Annotated in this window: 20 protein-coding genes; 8 read left to right on the top strand and 12 right to left on the bottom strand. The window is 60.2% G+C overall.

Features of this window, described 5'->3' with window-relative positions; all coding sequences use genetic code 11:
• Nucleotides 1-35: 35 nt before the first annotated feature.
• From HKK53_RS12520 to HKK53_RS12500, 5 genes are all read right to left on the bottom strand, one after another.
• Nucleotides 36-485, bottom strand: coding sequence for a Spy/CpxP family protein refolding chaperone (locus HKK53_RS12520; protein WP_169371070.1), 450 nt, complete (start codon nt 483-485; stop codon nt 36-38).
• A gap of 260 nt (nt 486-745) precedes the next feature.
• Entirely contained in the window at nt 746-1,423 is a 678-nt protein-coding gene (locus tag HKK53_RS12515) for a response regulator transcription factor (protein WP_123509090.1), read from the bottom strand.
• A 7-nt stretch (nt 1,424-1,430) separates the two neighbouring features.
• On the bottom strand, nt 1,431-1,844 hold the full coding sequence (locus tag HKK53_RS12510; protein WP_169371069.1) for a translation initiation factor 2: 414 nt from the start codon (nt 1,842-1,844) through the stop codon (nt 1,431-1,433).
• A gap of 110 nt (nt 1,845-1,954) precedes the next feature.
• Entirely contained in the window at nt 1,955-2,254 is a 300-nt protein-coding gene (locus HKK53_RS12505; protein WP_169371068.1) for a YciI family protein, read from the bottom strand.
• Between the two features lies 1 nt (nt 2,255).
• Nucleotides 2,256-2,852: a septation protein A gene (locus HKK53_RS12500; RefSeq protein ID WP_133839185.1), complete on the bottom strand. Its 597-nt coding sequence runs from the start codon at nt 2,850-2,852 to the stop codon at nt 2,256-2,258.
• 87 nt (nt 2,853-2,939) lie between these two features.
• Here HKK53_RS12500 and HKK53_RS12495 point away from each other — a divergent pair, with 87 nt between their 5' ends.
• From HKK53_RS12495 to rluB, 6 genes are all read left to right on the top strand, one after another.
• Nucleotides 2,940-3,803 carry a PHP domain-containing protein gene (locus HKK53_RS12495; protein ID WP_133839184.1) on the top strand — a complete coding sequence of 288 codons (864 nt, stop codon included), beginning with the start codon at nt 2,940-2,942 and terminating at the stop codon, nt 3,801-3,803.
• Between the two features lie 13 nt (nt 3,804-3,816).
• Entirely contained in the window at nt 3,817-4,446 is a 630-nt protein-coding gene (locus HKK53_RS12490) for an L-threonylcarbamoyladenylate synthase (protein WP_169371067.1), read from the top strand.
• Nucleotides 4,447-4,506: 60 nt separating this feature from the next.
• Nucleotides 4,507-5,265 carry a segregation and condensation protein A gene (locus HKK53_RS12485; protein ID WP_178117485.1) on the top strand — a complete coding sequence of 253 codons (759 nt, stop codon included), beginning with the start codon at nt 4,507-4,509 and terminating at the stop codon, nt 5,263-5,265.
• 11 nt (nt 5,266-5,276) lie between these two features.
• Complete coding sequence (gene scpB / locus HKK53_RS12480; protein ID WP_169371065.1) at nt 5,277-6,266, top strand: SMC-Scp complex subunit ScpB; 990 nt, start codon at nt 5,277-5,279, stop codon at nt 6,264-6,266.
• Between the two features lie 124 nt (nt 6,267-6,390).
• Complete coding sequence (locus HKK53_RS12475) at nt 6,391-6,582, top strand: DUF1289 domain-containing protein (protein ID WP_169371064.1); 192 nt, start codon at nt 6,391-6,393, stop codon at nt 6,580-6,582.
• Nucleotides 6,583-6,737: 155 nt separating this feature from the next.
• A complete protein-coding gene (gene rluB, locus HKK53_RS12470) occupies nt 6,738-8,042 on the top strand; it encodes a 23S rRNA pseudouridine(2605) synthase RluB (protein WP_169371063.1) in 1,305 nt (434 codons plus the stop codon).
• A 171-nt stretch (nt 8,043-8,213) separates the two neighbouring features.
• Here rluB and HKK53_RS12465 read toward each other — a convergent pair whose 3' ends face one another.
• Both HKK53_RS12465 and HKK53_RS32795 read right to left on the bottom strand, forming a co-directional pair.
• Nucleotides 8,214-9,179, bottom strand: coding sequence for a leucyl aminopeptidase (locus HKK53_RS12465; RefSeq protein ID WP_169371062.1), 966 nt, complete (start codon nt 9,177-9,179; stop codon nt 8,214-8,216).
• A 68-nt stretch (nt 9,180-9,247) separates the two neighbouring features.
• Nucleotides 9,248-9,382 carry a hypothetical protein gene (locus HKK53_RS32795; protein ID WP_054049237.1) on the bottom strand — a complete coding sequence of 45 codons (135 nt, stop codon included), beginning with the start codon at nt 9,380-9,382 and terminating at the stop codon, nt 9,248-9,250.
• Nucleotides 9,383-10,308: 926 nt separating this feature from the next.
• On the opposite strand from HKK53_RS32795, the gene HKK53_RS12460 reads away from it, so the two are divergent.
• Together HKK53_RS12460 and arfB are read left to right on the top strand one after the other, a co-directional pair.
• A complete protein-coding gene (locus HKK53_RS12460; protein ID WP_169371061.1) occupies nt 10,309-11,721 on the top strand; it encodes an amino acid permease in 1,413 nt (470 codons plus the stop codon).
• Between the two features lie 196 nt (nt 11,722-11,917).
• Nucleotides 11,918-12,331 (top strand): alternative ribosome rescue aminoacyl-tRNA hydrolase ArfB, encoded by a 414-nt coding sequence (gene arfB, locus HKK53_RS12455; RefSeq protein ID WP_007920134.1) that lies wholly within the window; start codon nt 11,918-11,920, stop codon nt 12,329-12,331.
• Here arfB and HKK53_RS12450 read toward each other — a convergent pair.
• From HKK53_RS12450 to HKK53_RS12435, 5 genes are all read right to left on the bottom strand, one after another.
• The gene (locus tag HKK53_RS12450; RefSeq protein ID WP_169371060.1) at nt 12,328-13,527 is read right to left on the bottom strand and encodes an MFS transporter; all 1,200 of its coding nucleotides are present in this window, start codon (nt 13,525-13,527) and stop codon (nt 12,328-12,330) included. The two genes, arfB and HKK53_RS12450, sit on opposite strands and share 4 nt — an antisense overlap.
• A gap of 102 nt (nt 13,528-13,629) precedes the next feature.
• Nucleotides 13,630-13,812, bottom strand: coding sequence for a hypothetical protein (locus HKK53_RS12445; RefSeq protein ID WP_054049614.1), 183 nt, complete (start codon nt 13,810-13,812; stop codon nt 13,630-13,632).
• Nucleotides 13,813-13,889: 77 nt separating this feature from the next.
• Nucleotides 13,890-14,021 carry a hypothetical protein gene (locus tag HKK53_RS32790; protein WP_256672193.1) on the bottom strand — a complete coding sequence of 44 codons (132 nt, stop codon included), beginning with the start codon at nt 14,019-14,021 and terminating at the stop codon, nt 13,890-13,892.
• 209 nt (nt 14,022-14,230) lie between these two features.
• Nucleotides 14,231-15,424, bottom strand: a complete 1,194-nt coding sequence (locus HKK53_RS12440; protein WP_429513994.1) for an amino acid aminotransferase — start codon at nt 15,422-15,424, stop codon at nt 14,231-14,233.
• Nucleotides 15,424-15,780, bottom strand: a complete 357-nt coding sequence (locus HKK53_RS12435; RefSeq protein ID WP_123509107.1) for a 4a-hydroxytetrahydrobiopterin dehydratase — start codon at nt 15,778-15,780, stop codon at nt 15,424-15,426. Before HKK53_RS12435 ends, HKK53_RS12440 begins: the two co-directional genes overlap by 1 nt.
• Nucleotides 15,781-15,846 lie beyond the last annotated feature (66 nt).

Below are 15,846 nucleotides of genomic sequence, written 5' to 3'. Positions count from 1 at the left end.
GATTAACCGTTGGGCCAGAGCGAAACACTAGAACATTATTGCGCTTTTTGCGGTTGTTGCGCTTTCCAGGCCTTGAACTCAGCCCACTCGGCACGACGCTCGGCTTGTTTCTTCTGGATTTCGTCGAATTTCTTCTGTTGATCCGGTTTCAGCACGGCGCGGACATCGGCCTGGGCTTTCTGATGCTTGGCGGCCATTTCGTCTTTCATGGCTTTCTGGTCAGCCGGGGAGAGTTTCTCCAGGTACTTGTCGACCAGCTGTTTGCGATCATGCATCTGCTCGCCCATGATTTTGCGGATCTGCTCGCGCTGTTCGCGGCTCAGGTCCAGCTGGCTGTACGGGCCTTTGCCGTGCATGCCGTGCATCTGACCGCCGTGGCGCGCTCCGTCCATCGGGCCACCCATCGGGCCGGCACCTTCAGGCATGGCCATGGCAACGGTCGGCAGGGCGGCGGCGAACATCAGAGCGATAAGAGTCTTGCGCATGGTGAATCTCCTTGTCTCGTTCCCGGTACGTTCCGGATGAGTTCAGATTACGGAGATCAAGGTCAGCGGCGGTCAGCGGAGCGTAAAGCTTGGGTAAAGACAGTTTTGCGCCGACCTGACACTTCTGCCAGGCACTGGTCTGTGGCGAGGGAGCTTGCTCCCGTTGACTGCGCAGCAGTCTGCTTCTTTTCAGGTCAAGAGAGGGCCGCTTCGCAGCCCAGCGGGAGCAAGCTCCCTCGCCACAGGTCGCATTTAGCCAGTTAGAGGCTGTAGTAATAGCCGCGGCTACGCAGGGCGACGATGCGCGGACGCCCATCGGGGTGCGGGCCGATCTTCTTGCGCAGGTTGCTGACGTGCATGTCCAGGCTGCGGTCATACAGGGTCAGCTTGCGGCCGAGGGCGATCTGCGCCAGTTCCTGTTTGTCCAGGGGCTCGCCGGGTTGCTTGATGAGGGCTTCGAGCAAGCGGCTTTCGGAGACGGTGAGGGTGAATTCCTGTTCATCGATGCTGACCACGCCGCGCACCGGGCTGAAGCACAGGTCGCCGAGTTCGAGCTGGCTGGACACCGCCGCCGGATGACTGCGGCGCAATACCGCGCGCAGGCGGGCTGTCAGTTCCCGTGGATCGCAGGGCTTGGCCAGGTAATCGTCGGCGCCCAGTTCCAGGCCGAGGATGCGGTCCAGCGGTTCGCCACGGGCCGAGAGCATCAACACCGGCAAGTCCGGGTGGTCGCTGCGCAATTGCTTGAGCAGTTCCAGGCCACTGCCGTCGGGCAGCATCACGTCCAGCACCACGGCCGCCGGGGAGGTTTCGGCCAGCGCACGGCGGGCACTCTGGCCGTCGTGACAGGCACGGACCACAAAGCCTTCCTGGCTCAACCAACTGCTCAGGAGCTCGCACAGCTCCTGGTCATCATCAATTAATAACAGCTCGCTCATGACTCACTCAATTTAGCCATTGCCGACGTTTTCGACTTGCTCCACTGGCAAAGATACCGCAGAGCAGGGCCAATAGCGCTACTCCGGCACCGGTCACGAACCATTGCTGCTGATCAGTCAGCAAGCGTGGCAGTGGACTGCTGGCCAGGGCTTCCTTGAGTTGCAGCTTCAAACGCTGGTTCTCCTGGCGCAACCGGCTCAGCTGGGCGCTTTCGCGTTCGGCATCGGCACTTTGCAGTTGCTTGTTCAGTTCTTCTCGTTGCTGCTCGCTGACCTTCAAGCGTTGCTGCAACTCGGCGATCTGGCTGCCGGCGCTCAACGACAACGGCGTGGAGTTACTGCCGGGGGCAGTCTCTTCACCGTGCACGGGGGCCACGACCGACAACGTCACCAACATCAGACACAACGGACCCTTGCGCATCACGACTCCTGATTCCAATCGAGTTATTGGGCAAGTTGTCGGCAGGCAAACGAGAATAATGAGCGATTGAGAGCGCGATGAACCGACAAGGTTCATCGCGAGGGGGAAATTTACGGCAGGACTTGCTTGAACGGCTTCACGGAAACATTGGCGTAGACGCCTGCGGCCACAAATGGGTCGGCTTCGGCCCAGGCCTGTGCGGCGCCCAAAGATTCGAATTCGGCAACGATCAGGCTGCCGGTGAATCCTGCGGCGCCCGGATCATTGCTGTCCACGGCAGGGTTCGGGCCGGCGAGCACGATGCGACCTTCGCTCTTGAGCTGTTGCAGGCGCTCAAGGTGCGCGGGCCGGTTAGCCAGGCGGGCTTCCAGGGAGTTGGCGACGTCTGTGGCAACAATGGCGTAGAGCATGTCAGTCCTCGGTTTTTGGCGTTGTAGTGTCGGCGTCATGCAGGTGGCGGGACAGGTAGATACCCTGCGCGACCAGGAACAGCAGGGTCATGCCCAGGCTGCCGAACACCTTGAAGTCGACCCAGTAGTTCTGGAAGGTGAACGCGACGAACAGGTTGGCGGCGCCGCAGAACAGGAAAAAGGCGATCCAGGCGATGTTCAGGCGGGTCCAGACCGCGTCCGGCAGGGTCAGCGCGTGGCCCATGATGCGTTTGATCAGCAGTTGGTCGCCGATGAAGTGGCTGCCGATGAACGCCAGGGCGAACAGCCAGTTGACCACCGGGGCTTTCCATTTCAGGAAGGTTTCGCTGTGGAACGCCAGGGTCAGGCTACCGAAGACCAGGCAGGCGATCAGGGTCAGCCACTGGCTCTTCTCCAGCTTGCGTTGTTTGATGAAGAGCGTGCCGTACACCACCAGGGAACTGATGATCAGCATGGCGGTGGCACTGTAAATACCGCCTACAGTGACCTCATGACCGGCAATGTCGACGACCCGTGGATCGATTTTGAAGACAATGAAAAACAGCAGAAGCGGGATGAAGTCGATGAATTGTTTCACAGTGGCAGCCAGAAGCAGGATGTGTCGGCATAATAACAAACATATTGGCGCGCGATAGCGCCAGCTGATTTGAGGTTACAAAGCCCTGTGAATGTTGATTTGCACTGCCATAGCACGGCCTCCGATGGCGCCCTGGCGCCTGCGGTACTGGTTGCGCGTGCGTTCGAGAAAGGCGTGCGAGTCCTGGCCTTGACCGATCACGACACCCTTGAAGGCCTCGATGAGGCCCGCAGCGCGGCGACGGCGTTGGGGATGCAACTGGTCAACGGCGTCGAATTGTCCTGCACCTGGGGCGGCGCGACCATTCATGTGTTGGGCTACGGTTTCGACGTGAATGCCGTACCGTTGGTCGAGGCGATTGCCCGATTGCACGATGGGCGCTGGCTACGGTCCGAAGAAATAAGCCGCAAATTGGCGCTCAAGGGCATGCCTGGCGCGATGGACGGTGCTCGCGAGATGCAGCAAGCACTGGGCGACAGCGGCAACGCGCCGGCCCGTCCGCATTTTGCCGACTGGATGGTGCGCGAAGGCTACGTCAAGGACCGCGCCGAAGCGTTCCGCAAATGGCTGGGCGCCGGCAAGCTGGGGGACGTCAAGCAACACTGGCCGACCCTGGAAGACACCGTCGCGACCCTGCGCGCCGCCGGTGCCTGGGTTAGCCTGGCGCACCCATGGCATTACGATTTCACTCGCAGCAAGCGTCGTCGCCTGATTTCTGACTATATTCAAGCAGGGGGCCACGCAATCGAAGTGGTCAATGGCCATCAGCCCGCCGAACAGGTCGGCAGCCTGGCCATTCTTGCTCGCGAGTTCGGTCTGCTGGTCAGCGCCGGCAGTGATTTTCATGGCCCTGGAGGCTGGTCGGAAATCGGTGAATACCGCCCGGTTCCGGAGGATCTGCCACCATTATGGTGTCGATTCAAACATGACCCAATTATTGCCGCCGTCTGAACAGGTAGAGAATGTGAGTCAATTTTTCCAGATTCATCCGGAAAACCCGCAAGCGCGCCTGATCAAACAGGCTGTCGAGATCATCCGCAAAGGCGGGGTGGTGATTTATCCCACAGACTCGTCCTACGCCATTGGTTGCCAGATCGGCGACAAGAACGCCGTGGAGCGCGTACGCCGCTTGCGTCAGCTCGACGACAAGCACAACTTCGCGCTGATTTGCAGTGACCTGTCGCAGCTGGGCATTTTTGCCAAGATCGACACCGGCACTTTCCGTATCCTCAAGGCCCACCTGCCGGGGCCTTACACCTTTATTCTCAACGCCACCCGCGAAGTGCCGCGCCTGTTGCTGCACGCCAAGAAGCGCACCATCGGCCTGCGGGTGCCGAGCCATCCGATCGCCCTGGCGCTGCTGGCCGAACTGGGCGAGCCATTGATGAGCGTGACCCTGATCATGCCGGGCGACACCGACCCGCTGAGCGATCCCCACGAAATGCGCCAGTTGCTGGAGCACCAGGTGGATCTGATCATCGACGGCGGTTTCGGCGGGATCAAGGCGTCCACGGTGATCAACCTCGCCGACGGCGAACCGGAAGTGATCCGCGTCGGTTGCGGCGACCCTGCGCCGTTCATGGCCGAGGCGTAGATGTCTGCAGTAGAACCCGTCGACAGTCAGGCCGGAGCCCAGCAAGAGCTGCCCTTCGCCATGGTCTATGGCCAGGCGGTCATGGAAATGCCGCTGGACCTGTACATCCCGCCGGATGCCCTCGAAGTCTTTCTCGAAGCCTTTGAAGGCCCGCTCGATCTGCTGCTGTACCTGATCCGCAAACAGAACATCAACATCCTCGACATCCCGGTGGCGGAAATCACCCGGCAATACATGGGCTATGTCGAGTTGATGCAGTCGGTGCGCCTGGAACTGGCCGCCGAGTACCTGGTGATGGCGGCGATGCTGGCCGAGATCAAGTCGCGGATGTTGCTGCCGCGCGCCGAAACCATTGAAGCCGAGGAAGATGACCCGCGCGCCGAACTGATCCGGCGCTTGCAGGAATACGAGCGCTTCAAAGCCGCTGCCGAAGGCATCGATGGCCTGAGCCGGGTCGGTCGCGACGTGGTGGTGCCCAAGCTTGATGCCCCGGAAGCTCGGGCGCGAAAGCTGGTACCGGACGTGAGCCTGGAAGAATTGCTGATGTCCATGGCCGAGGTCCTGCGCCGGGGCGACATGTTCGAAAGTCACCAGGTCAGCCGCGAGGCCTTGTCCACCCGCGAGCGCATGAGTGACGTGCTGGAACGGCTCAAGGGCGGCGGCTTCGTGCCCTTTGTCGAACTGTTCACCGCGGAAGAAGGACGGCTGGGGGTGGTGGTGACCTTTATGGCGGTCCTCGAACTGGTCAAGGAATCCTTGGTCGAGCTGGTGCAGAATGAGCCGTTCGCGCCGATCCATGTGCGGGCCCGAGCCGAATAACGAGTTGAATCATGAACCTGACTGAACCCCGCGAGCTGGCGCCACTGCTTGAAGCCTTTCTGTTGGCCTCGGGAAAACCGCAATCCCTTGAACGCCTGTTCGAACTCTTCGAAGAGGGCGAGCGGCCGGAACCGCCGGTATTCAAGAAAGCGCTGACGATTCTGGCCAAGTCCTGCGACGGCCGCGCTTTTGAATTGAAGGAAGTCGCGTCCGGTTATCGCCTGCAAATCCGTGAGAAGTTTTCGCCGTGGGTCGGTCGTTTGTGGGAGGAGCGCCCGCAACGTTATTCCCGCGCCATGCTCGAAACCATGGCGCTGATCGCCTATCGCCAGCCGATCACCCGGGGCGAGATCGAAGACGTGCGCGGCGTGGCGGTCAACAGCCACATCGTCAAAACGTTGCTGGAACGCGAGTGGATTCGCATCGTCGGTTACCGTGATGTGCCGGGCAAACCGGCGATGTTCGCCACCACCAAGGTGTTTCTCGATCACTTCAACCTGAAGAATCTCGACGATTTGCCGCCGCTCGCTGAACTGCGCGAGATGGAGCCGGATCCGGTGCTCGACTTCGACGACGCACCGGTACCGGCCGGTTTGCAGGAACTGGCCGACGCCAGTGCCGAGCCGGAAGAGCCCAAGGAAGAAACCAGTTTCCACACGCTGTTGCTGGAACTGGATGACATGGAGCAGGGGATCAAGACTGACTTTGATGACTTGTTGCGTGATGGCGCGGTGACGGAGGGCGAGGAGCTTTTGGAGCAGCGGGAGCCTGAGCCTGAGCCGGAAATCGAAGTTGAACTTCAAATCGAAGCTGAAGCCACAGTTGAAGAAGAGCCGGAAGACGACGTGCTCGGTGTGGCCGAAGCCCGGGAGAAGCTCCTGGCTGCTGTCGCCGCTCTGGAGCAACCCAAGCCCGAACCGGAGCTGAGCGACGAAGAAGCCGAAGCCCGGGCCCTGGCCGAAGCGATCGAGGCCGAACGCCGCGAATTCGACGACGATTAACCTTCCACTGATCGTTCCCACGCTCCGCGTGGGAATGCATCCCGTGACGCTCTGCGTCACAGCGGACGCAAAGCGTCCGTGGTGGTATTCCCACGCGGAGCGAGGGAGCGAGCGGAGTCAAAAAATGAGCTCAACCAAAGACCCCTGCATCAGCGTCTGCAAATTCACCGACGACATCTGCGTGGGGTGCGGGCGCAGCAAGCGCGAAATCAAGGCCTGGAAGAAACTCGACAAGACCGACAAACGCACCGTGCTCGCCGAAGCGGCGCTGCGCCTGATCAAGCTTGGCGCCACCGGTCGGCGGAAAGGCAAGTAAGTCTCGATTGATCAGCTAGTCTCTGATGCGCGAACGCTCGCATGAGCGTATGATTCGCGACCCTCCGGCGATCCCTTCGCCCGAGACCCTGCTTTCAACGCTTCAGGCCCCTCACTTCAGAGCTGCCTGAACAGACCACACCGGGAGGTGCCCAGATGAGTATCAACGACCAGAAAGACGGCCCGAAAGACGACGCCGAAATCGGCCCCGCAGGCGAAAAACTGCAGAAAGTCCTCGCCCGTATCGGCGTCGGCTCGCGCCGTGACGTAGAAGCCTGGATCAGCCACGGCCGCATCAAGGTCAACGGCAAAGACGCCACCCTTGGCCAGCGCGTCGACATGCACGACGCCATCACCATTGATGGCCGCGTGATCAAGCGCGAAGAAGCCGCCGAGTCGGTACGCCGCGTGATCATGTACAACAAGCCCGACGGCGAAATCTGCACCCGCCTTGACCCGGAAGGCCGTCCGACCGTATTCGACAAGATGCCAAAACCGAAAGAAGGTCGCTGGATCAACATCGGCCGTCTGGACATCAACACCACCGGTCTGCTGATGTTCACCACCGACGGTGAACTGGCCAACCGCCTGATGCACCCTTCCTACGAAATGGACCGTGAATACGCGGTACGTGTGCGTGGCGAAGTCGATGACGAGATGATCGAGCGCTTGAAAGCAGGCGTCGTCCTCGAAGACGGCCCGGCCAAGTTCACCGACATCAAGCAAGCCCCGGGTGGCGAAGGTTTCAACCACTGGTACCACTGCGTGGTGATGGAAGGTCGCAACCGCGAAGTTCGTCGCCTGTGGGAATCCCAGGGCCTAGTGGTCAGCCGCCTGAAGCGCGTGCGTTTTGGTCCGGTGTTCCTCAACTCCGACCTGCCGATGGGGCGCTGGCGCGAAATGAGCCAGTACGAAGTCGACATTCTGAGTGCTGAAGTGGGCCTGACGCCTGTGGCCATGCCGCAGATGAACGCCAAGAGCAAAGACAAGCTCGATCGCATGCAGCGTAAATCGTCGCGTCCGATGGGCAAGACCGAGCGCGTGCGTTCGTTGCGTCCAGCCATCGGTAACCAGACCGCTGCGACGCCGCGTGATACCCGCGAACCGCATATCGAAGGCGAGCGTCCAGCCCGCAAGCCCGCAGCACCTCGTGCTGACGGCGAGCGCGGTCCACGCACGCCACGTCCGGCCAATGGCCGCACCGAGCGCGGCGAAGGCCGTGGCGCACCAAGCGGTGGTCGTAGCGATCGCGGCGCTCCTCGTGGTGAGGCTCGTGGTGATTCGAGTCGCGGTACGCCAGTGGCGGATCGTCCGGCCGATACCAAGCGCCCGGCCAAGGCACCGGCGAAGAAGCGTCCGGGCATCGTCCTGGTCGACAAGGACACGCCATCGGGCAAACGCCGTGGCGCGCCAGCCGGTTCGGGCCAGCGTCCGGGCTTTGGGCGTCGCAAGCCGGAGTAATCGGTAAGCGAGTCATAAAAAACGCCAACCTTAGGGTTGGCGTTTTTTTTGGTCTGGCTGATCGTTCCCACGCTCTGCGTGGGAATGCAGCCCGGGACGCTCCGCGTCCCAACCGAAGCGAACGCGGAGCGTCCATTGAGGCATTCCCACGCGGTGCATGGGAACGATCATTCAGAACACAAACCGCCCATCAAACACCGTCTCATCGTCCAGCGCCAACACGCCACTGGAGAAGATCAAATCCAGGTGATGACTGCCCTTGGCCCCGCCGCCCAACCCCAGGTGCAAGCCGCAATGGCGTTCCTCGAACCCGGCGTTGCGCGCGTAAAGCTCCTTCACGCCTTCATTGGTGCCAATGCCCAACTCCTCGATCCGCCGATTCGACGGATTGGCGTCCAGGTATTTGTTGAAGTCATGCTCCAGCCCCGGCACGTCCGTGGCGATTTTGCGGATGGTCGAGTTCTCGATCCACAGCTCCAGCGGCGATTCCAGGACTCCGTACTTGCGGGCAAACGGAATGGTGCTGAGGAACGTTCCCATGAACTTCACGCGGCCATTAATCTCTTCGCTATGAGTCGCGATCTCGCCGGGGGCCAGGTCAAAGTTGCCGACACCGTTGATGTCAGTCCACTTCTTGATACTGCTCAGCGGTGTTTCAAACCATGAGCCGTGATCATCTTTGAAACTGAGCGTCGTGGCATGGGACATGCGCTGGATCAAGTGGCTGTTCAACCCGGCAATGCGCTGCGGGGTGACGCTGAAAGTGTCGTAGAAATAATCGCCGTAATCCTTGAACAGCAGCGACTTCTTCCAGTTTTCCGCCATTACGCCTTGCAGCGCGCGGACAAATTCCGGGCCGTCGGGACGTGGGTTGGGCAGGGTGGAAGAGTCGTAGAAGAAAATATACAGATCACTGTCAGTAATCGCCTGAGCCAGCAATTCGGTGGGTTCGAGGTCCAGGCGCATGGCGCTGAAGCTGAACGGTGTGCTGCTACCGGCCTGTTCGGCGATAGCGCCGGTCAGTGCCTCGTAATCAGCGGTGTGGCCGAGCAGGACCTTCGCCGGGTTGACGCCGACGAGGGCCGGATGTTGTTCGAGGTAGTAAAGGAAATGCGAGATAGCCCGTTGCTTATCCATGTAGTCCTCCCTGACAAACCGAGAAATGTGGCAGGCGCGACCGGCCGGATCGCGCCTGCCGGGATGGCTTACAGAGGCCACATCGCCGTGCCGAACGGAACAACCGCGTCGGCTTGCATCATTTCAACGGCGGCTTCATGGGTCGGTGCCTCAAACCAATCGTCCAGTTGCAGTTCAGTTTCCAAGTCTTTGTCCAGTTGCATGTGAATCTCCTAGATGACTTTTGAGTAAGAACAGCGGCGTTGTTTTCAATCGATGAATACAACACCAACTTGCCGGTCGATGCGGCTCGGCAAGTCGCTGAAAACCTAGTTCAACGGTTTTTAAAATGCAAAAAAATAATTAAATAAGATTTGTTTGAACTATTTATTCCATTTTTTCAAGGCGAACTTCTTAATAAAAAACAAAAAACTAACTCGACCTTTTCCTTAGGAAGCTTCCTACCGTCAATTTGCAGTCGGCTGACAGAAAGATCTGATTTGGCAAATTTACGTTACGGCTTGTAACGCAAAGTTGACGAAATCGACGGCCAAACCCTGTCGTAGGACGCCTTTGCAAGGGCTGTAAGGAAAACCTTCCGCCAGGTCGTCTCGCGCCTGTCTCGCAAGGCTCTGGCGCGCTTGTTTCAGCGGCGTTTGAAGGGTGAGATGCGTCCCATGCCTGCCGTGCAGGTGCATAACAAGAAGGAGGCGCAATGAACGCCGTGATCGATCTCCATTTCTCCCCGTGGGTGGATTTTTTCATCGCCTGCGCCGACGACCTGCAAAGGTCCGACTCTTTTATTGCAGCTGCCCGAGACCCTCGAGGCGGACACAGGCAATCCCGGCAACCGACACGCTGATCCAGCGGGTCTGGCAGCAGGGGGTTAGCGGTGTACAATGCGCCGCGTTTTAACTGTGACCTCCTGCGCATCTGCGCACTTCAAGGCTACCCGTCTTGTTCACTCCGCCGCGCCACAAGCGTGTCGGGTTCGATTTCGTCACAGATAAAAACAAACAGGTGACGCATGACCGTTGTAAATACGCTGAACTCCTGGTGCTTGCGCTGGGGTTTGATCGGCGCTGCTTGAAATTGCAGCTGAGCAGCAACGTCTACTGAACATCATCAAACCTTGCGTGAGACCCTTTTCATGAGTGGACAAAACTCGCATTCAGGCGAGCTGAAACGCGGCCTGAAAAATCGCCATATCCAGCTGATCGCCCTCGGTGGCGCGATCGGTACCGGGCTGTTCCTTGGTTCGGCGGGCGTCCTTAAATCCGCTGGCCCGTCGATGATCCTCGGCTATGCCATCTGCGGTTTCATCGCTTTCATGATCATGCGCCAGCTCGGCGAGATGATCGTCGAAGAGCCGGTGGCCGGTTCCTTCAGCCACTTCGCCCACAAATACTGGGGCGGTTTCGCCGGCTTCCTGTCGGGCTGGAACTGCTGGATCCTGTACATCCTGGTGGGCATGTCGGAGCTGACCGCGGTCGGCAAGTACATCCACTACTGGGCGCCGGACATCCCGACCTGGGTCTCGGCCGCCGGTTTCTTCGTGCTGATCAACCTGATCAACCTGGCCAACGTCAAAGTATTCGGCGAGGCCGAATTCTGGTTCGCCATCATCAAGGTCGTGGCGATCGTCGGCATGATTGCCCTGGGCAGCTATTTGCTGGTCAGCGGCAACGGCGGCCCGCAGGCCTCGGTGAGCAACCTGTGGTCCCACGGTGGTTTCTTCCCGAATGGCGTCAGCGGACTGGTGATGGCCATGGCGATCATCATGTTCTCCTTCGGCGGCCTGGAAATGCTCGGTTTCACCGCAGCTGAAGCCGACAAGCCGAAAACCGTGATCCCGAAAGCCATCAACCAGGTGATCTACCGGATCCTGATTTTCTACATCGGCGCCCTGGTCATCCTGCTGTCGCTGACGCCATGGGACAGCCTGCTGGCGACCCTGAACGCGTCCGGCGATTCCTATAGCGGCAGCCCGTTTGTGCAGGTGTTCTCGATGCTCGGCAGCAACACCGCCGCGCACATCCTCAACTTCGTGGTCCTGACCGCGGCATTGTCGGTGTACAACAGCGGCACCTACTGCAACAGCCGCATGCTGCTGGGCATGGCCGAGCAGGGCGATGCGCCGAAGGCCCTGGCGAAGATCGACAAGCGCGGCGTGCCGGTGCGTTCGATCCTGGCCTCGGCCGCAGTGACGCTGATTGCCGTGCTGCTGAACTACCTGATCCCGCAAAACGCCCTGGAGCTGTTGATGTCCCTGGTCGTGGCGACCCTGGTGATCAACTGGGCGATGATTAGCTTTTCGCACTTCAAGTTCCGCCAGCATATGGACAAAACCAAGCAGACGCCGCTGTTCAAGGCCCTGTGGTACCCGTACGGGAACTACATCTGCCTGGCGTTCGTGGCGTTCATCCTGTGCGTGATGCTGCTGATCCCGGGCATTCAGATCTCGGTGTATGCGATCCCGGTGTGGGTCGCGTTCATGTGGATCTGCTACGGCATCAAGAACAAGCGCAGTGCGCAGCATGCGTTGCAGGCTGCAGCGAAATAACGCAGCACGTAGAAACAACAAACCCGGCCATGTGCCGGGTTTTTTGTTTTCAGGGGGATGCAAAATCCTGTAGGAGCAAGGCTTGCCCGCGAAGGCGTCGGCACATTCAGAATTGATGTTGGATGTGCCGACACCTTCGCGGGCAAGCCTCGCTCCTACAAGGTATTCTGGCGGTCCTGATATCGGACTTTTTTCCATGCTGGTGATTTCCAACAACGTGCATCTGCCGGATGCCGAGATCGAATTGACCGCCATCCGCGCCCAGGGCGCCGGGGGGCAGAACGTCAACAAGGTCTCCAGCGCCATGCACCTGCGCTTCGACATCCCGGCCTCGTCCTTGCCCGAGTTCTACAAGGAACGGCTGCTGGCGTTGCGCGACAGCCGCATCACCAGCGATGGCGTGTTGATCATCAAGGCCCAGCAATACCGCACGCAGGAAGCCAACCGCGCCGATGCGCTGGAACGGCTGGTCGAGTTGATCCTCAGCGCGACCAAAGTCGAAAAGAAGCGCCGCCCGACCAAGCCGACCCTCGGTTCGAAGAAGCGTCGGCTGGAATCGAAGACCAAGCGCGGCAGTATCAAGGCCGGGCGTGGCAAGGTGGATTTCTAGCGCGCGTCGCGTTGCTCCCGATACTTGGGCGCCTGGCGGTACAGGTAAACGCTCAACGCCAGACCGCTCAACGCGGCGAGGGCGGCAAACAGGAAGATCGAAGCAAAGCCAAATCCTGCCGCAATCGCACCGGCCAATGGCCCGGTAATCCCCAGCGACAAATCGATGAACAACGAATAAGCGCCAACCGCCGCGCCACGGCTGGAGGCGGGCACCAGGTTGACGGCTTCCACGCCCAGCGCCGGGAACACCAGCGAGAAGCCGAAGCCGCTCAGCGCCGCACCGGCCAGCGCCCAATTGGCGTCCGGTGCCATCCACAGCAGCAGCAAGCCCAGGGTTTCCACCGACAGGCAGGCAATCGCCACGCGAAATCCGCCGAGGCGGTTGATCAGGTTGCCGAACAGCAGTCGCGCGCCGATGAAACTGGCGCCGAACAGGCTCAGGCAGAGCACCGCGTTCGACCAATGCTGCGTGGCGTAATACAGAGTAATGAAGGTGGCAATGGTGCCGAAACCGATCGAGCCCAGTGCCAGGCCGCAGCCGTGGGGCAACACGCGACCGAGCACGTGCATGAACGGCAGGCGTTCCCCGACGACAATCGGTGCAGCGGTTTTCGGCCAGGCCAGTGCCAAGCCCAGCACGGCCAGTAGCACAATGCTCACGCCCATGCTCCACAAGCCCAGTTTATCGACCAGCCACACGCCAAACGGAGCGCCGATGGCGATGGCGCCGTAACTGGCGATGCCGTTCCAGGAGATGACCTTGGCGGTGTTCGCCGCGCCGACCCGGCCGATGCCCCAGCCGATCGAGCCGGAGCCCACCAGGCTTTCCGCGCTGCCGAGGATCAGGCGGCCGATCAGCAGGCTGATCAGGCTCAGCATCGGCAGGCTTTGGGTCCAGGCCGAAACCAGCATGAACACACCGCTCAAGCCACAACCGGCGAGGCCGTACATCACCGCCAGTTTGCTGCCCTTGTTGTCGATAATGCGCCCGGCGTACGGGCGGCTGAGCAGGGTGGCGAGGTATTGCACGCTGATTACCAGCCCGGCGATCACCGCGCCGAAGCCCAGGTCGCTGTGGACGTAGCCCGGCAATACGGCCAGGGGGATGCCGATATTGAGGTAGCCGATAAACGTGAAGAGGACGATGGAAACGACTTGCAGCGTGACCGCCAGGGGGCGCTGGTTTTCTGACATGGGTAAAAGTCCACGGGGCAGCAGGATAGATAGGCTGCTTATGATAGCGGCGCGAGGGGCGGGCGGTCGTGGAAAAGTAAAACTATTTGCCGGACGGGGGAATCAGGATTTGGCGGGCGCGACCAATTGAGTCGTGACCAGAGCGGCGAGGGCGTTTTCTTCGCTGCCGAAACGGGCCAGCAGGGCGGCTTGTTTTTCGGGGGAGAGGCGATTCCAGATCTCGATCATCTTCTCGGCGGTGCCGATCAGGACGCTGGCCTGGGTTTCGCTAAAATCATCAGTCATGGGGCGGGACTCGGGGGTTCAGGCGGTGTGGAAAGCGCATGTTAGCGCTTTCCACACGGTCTGGCATTGCAGGTGGATCAGTCTTCGCTGTCAGTCTTTCGACGGTCAGTGGCTTCTTTCGGCTCAGGCTGTTGGGCACTGGCTTGTTGCGGGGTTGTCTGCTCAGTTTCGTGCAGGCTTGGGAAGGGGAGATTAGGGATCTCGTGCATGTTTCGCGCTCCTCGCAAAGTCTGTTGATAGATCTGGTAGATCCGCGCTTTTAAAAAGCCTGGGCAGGATACAGCAGGAGAAATGACAAATAGACTTTTATCTGGGATTTCTGCGACCAATGGCCGCAGGGGAGGCGAAACGCAAAAGATCGAAGTCCCTACATGATCGTTCCCACGCAGAGCGTGGGAACGATCAGTGCGAAGTGAGGTTACTTGCAGACTTCAGCGATGGCTTCGGCCAGCAGCGCCAAACGCGTCGCATCAATTCCCGCCACGTTGGCCCGGCCGGAGTTGACCATGTACACGCTGTGATGATCGCGCAGTTGTTTCACCTGCTCGGCCGTCAACCCGGTGTAGGAGAACATCCCACGTTGCACGCCAATGTGCGCAAAGCGTTCGCGCAAGCCATGGGGTTCCAGGGCTTCCACCAGACCGCTGCGCAGTTGCGCGATGCGCAAACGCATGGCTTCCACTTCGTCGGCCCAGAGGCTTTTCAGCTCTGGATCGCCAAGGATGGTTGCCACCACAGCCGCGCCGTGATCCGGCGGGGTCGACCACAGGTTACGGGCGATGTTGGCCAGTTGGCTGCGGATATCGATTAATTTGTCCGCGGTCTTCGCGCAGACAATCAGCGCACCAGTGCGGTCGCGGTACAGGCCGAAGTTCTTCGAGCAGGAGCTGGTGATCAGCACTTCGGGCAACGCATCAACGAACAACCGGGTGGACCAGGCGTCCTGTTCCAGGCCATCGCCGAAACCTTGGTAGGCGAAGTCGATCAGCGGCAACAGCTCGCGGCGACGGACCACGTCCAGCACCCGACGCCAATCGTCATGGGACAGGTCGAAACCGGTCGGGTTATGGCAGCAGGCGTGCAGCAGCACTACATCGCCCTTCGGCGCTTCGTTGAGCACCGCAAGCATCGCTTCGACATCGAGACGGTTGTCGCTGCCCACGTACGGGTAGTGACTGACCTTGACCCCGGCCGTGGCGAAAATCGTTTCGTGGATCGGCCAGGTCGGGTTGCTCAACCAGACGCCACGGCCCGGCAGCATTTGCGCGATGAAGTCCGCGCTCAAGCGCAGCGCGCCGGTGCCGCCCGGGGTCTGGGTGACGCCGGCCCGTTGCTCGGCAATCAGCGCCGAATCGGCGCCGAGCACCAGCTCGTTCATCACTTTGCCGAAGGCTGGATCGCCATGCCCACCGATGTAGGTCTTGGTGGTCTGGCGATCCACCAGACGCGCCTCGGCGAGTTTCACCGCTTGAGGAATCGACGTCAGGCCCTGGGCGTCTTTGTAGACACCCACGCCCAAGTCGAATTTGCGCGGGTTGGGGTCCTGCGCATAGGCCTCCATCAGGCCGAGAATCGGGTCGCCGGGTACTCGGCCGATGGCGTCGAAATGCATTATTTGCGGCCCTCGGCATCCTTGGCGACGTCGTCAGTGCGCGCGGCCATGATGAAGTCGTTGCGGTGCAGGCCCTTGATCGAGTGGCTCCACCAGGTCACGGTGACTTTGCCCCACTCGGTCAACAAGCCCGGGTGGTGACCTTCGGCCTCGGAGATTTCACCGACAGCGTTGGTGAAGGCCAAGGCGTGCTTGAAATTCTTGAACAGGAAAACTTTTTCCAGCTGCATCACGCTGTCGCGAACTTCGATGTTCCAGTCAGGGATCTGTTTGATCAGTACCGGCAACTCTTCGTCGCTGACCTGAGGGGCGCCGGCTTGGCAGGCTTCGCAGTGGGCTTGGTTCAAAGTGGACATGGTCTGTTTCCCGATTCGATTCTTGTTAGACGTTACTATTTTTCAGCGCTGACCGCGACTGCCGGC

This window comes from Pseudomonas sp. ADAK7, from assembly GCF_012935675.1.
In the GTDB taxonomy this organism is placed as follows: Bacteria; Pseudomonadota; Gammaproteobacteria; order Pseudomonadales; family Pseudomonadaceae; genus Aquipseudomonas.
The sequence above is the reverse complement of the archived record's forward strand: the minus strand, read 5'-3'. Positions and strand labels throughout refer to the sequence as shown.

Bases quoted from the DNA above. Each gene is read 5' to 3' on its own strand.
- HKK53_RS32795 (WP_054049237.1), bottom strand. From the start codon at position 9,382: ATGCAACTGGACAAAGACTTGGAAACTGAACTGCAACTGGACGATTGG.
- HKK53_RS12440 (WP_429513994.1), bottom strand. From the start codon at position 15,424: ATGCATTTCGACGCCATCGGCCGAGTACCCGGCGACCCGATTCTCGGC.
- HKK53_RS12435 (WP_123509107.1), bottom strand. From the start codon at position 15,780: ATGTCCACTTTGAACCAAGCCCACTGCGAAGCCTGCCAAGCCGGCGCC.
- HKK53_RS12515 (WP_123509090.1), bottom strand. From the start codon at position 1,423: ATGAGCGAGCTGTTATTAATTGATGATGACCAGGAGCTGTGCGAGCTC.
- HKK53_RS12510 (WP_169371069.1), bottom strand. From the start codon at position 1,844: ATGCGCAAGGGTCCGTTGTGTCTGATGTTGGTGACGTTGTCGGTCGTG.
- HKK53_RS12505 (WP_169371068.1), bottom strand. From the start codon at position 2,254: ATGCTCTACGCCATTGTTGCCACAGACGTCGCCAACTCCCTGGAAGCC.
- HKK53_RS32790 (WP_256672193.1), bottom strand. From the start codon at position 14,021: ATGCACGAGATCCCTAATCTCCCCTTCCCAAGCCTGCACGAAACTGAG.
- arfB (WP_007920134.1), top strand. From the start codon at position 11,918: ATGCTGGTGATTTCCAACAACGTGCATCTGCCGGATGCCGAGATCGAA.
- HKK53_RS12465 (WP_169371062.1), bottom strand. From the start codon at position 9,179: ATGGATAAGCAACGGGCTATCTCGCATTTCCTTTACTACCTCGAACAA.
- HKK53_RS12475 (WP_169371064.1), top strand. From the start codon at position 6,391: ATGAGCTCAACCAAAGACCCCTGCATCAGCGTCTGCAAATTCACCGAC.
- HKK53_RS12460 (WP_169371061.1), top strand. From the start codon at position 10,309: ATGAGTGGACAAAACTCGCATTCAGGCGAGCTGAAACGCGGCCTGAAA.
- HKK53_RS12485 (WP_178117485.1), top strand. From the start codon at position 4,507: ATGGTCTATGGCCAGGCGGTCATGGAAATGCCGCTGGACCTGTACATC.
- HKK53_RS12450 (WP_169371060.1), bottom strand. From the start codon at position 13,527: ATGTCAGAAAACCAGCGCCCCCTGGCGGTCACGCTGCAAGTCGTTTCC.
- scpB (WP_169371065.1), top strand. From the start codon at position 5,277: ATGAACCTGACTGAACCCCGCGAGCTGGCGCCACTGCTTGAAGCCTTT.
- HKK53_RS12445 (WP_054049614.1), bottom strand. From the start codon at position 13,812: ATGACTGATGATTTTAGCGAAACCCAGGCCAGCGTCCTGATCGGCACC.
- rluB (WP_169371063.1), top strand. From the start codon at position 6,738: ATGAGTATCAACGACCAGAAAGACGGCCCGAAAGACGACGCCGAAATC.
- HKK53_RS12520 (WP_169371070.1), bottom strand. From the start codon at position 485: ATGCGCAAGACTCTTATCGCTCTGATGTTCGCCGCCGCCCTGCCGACC.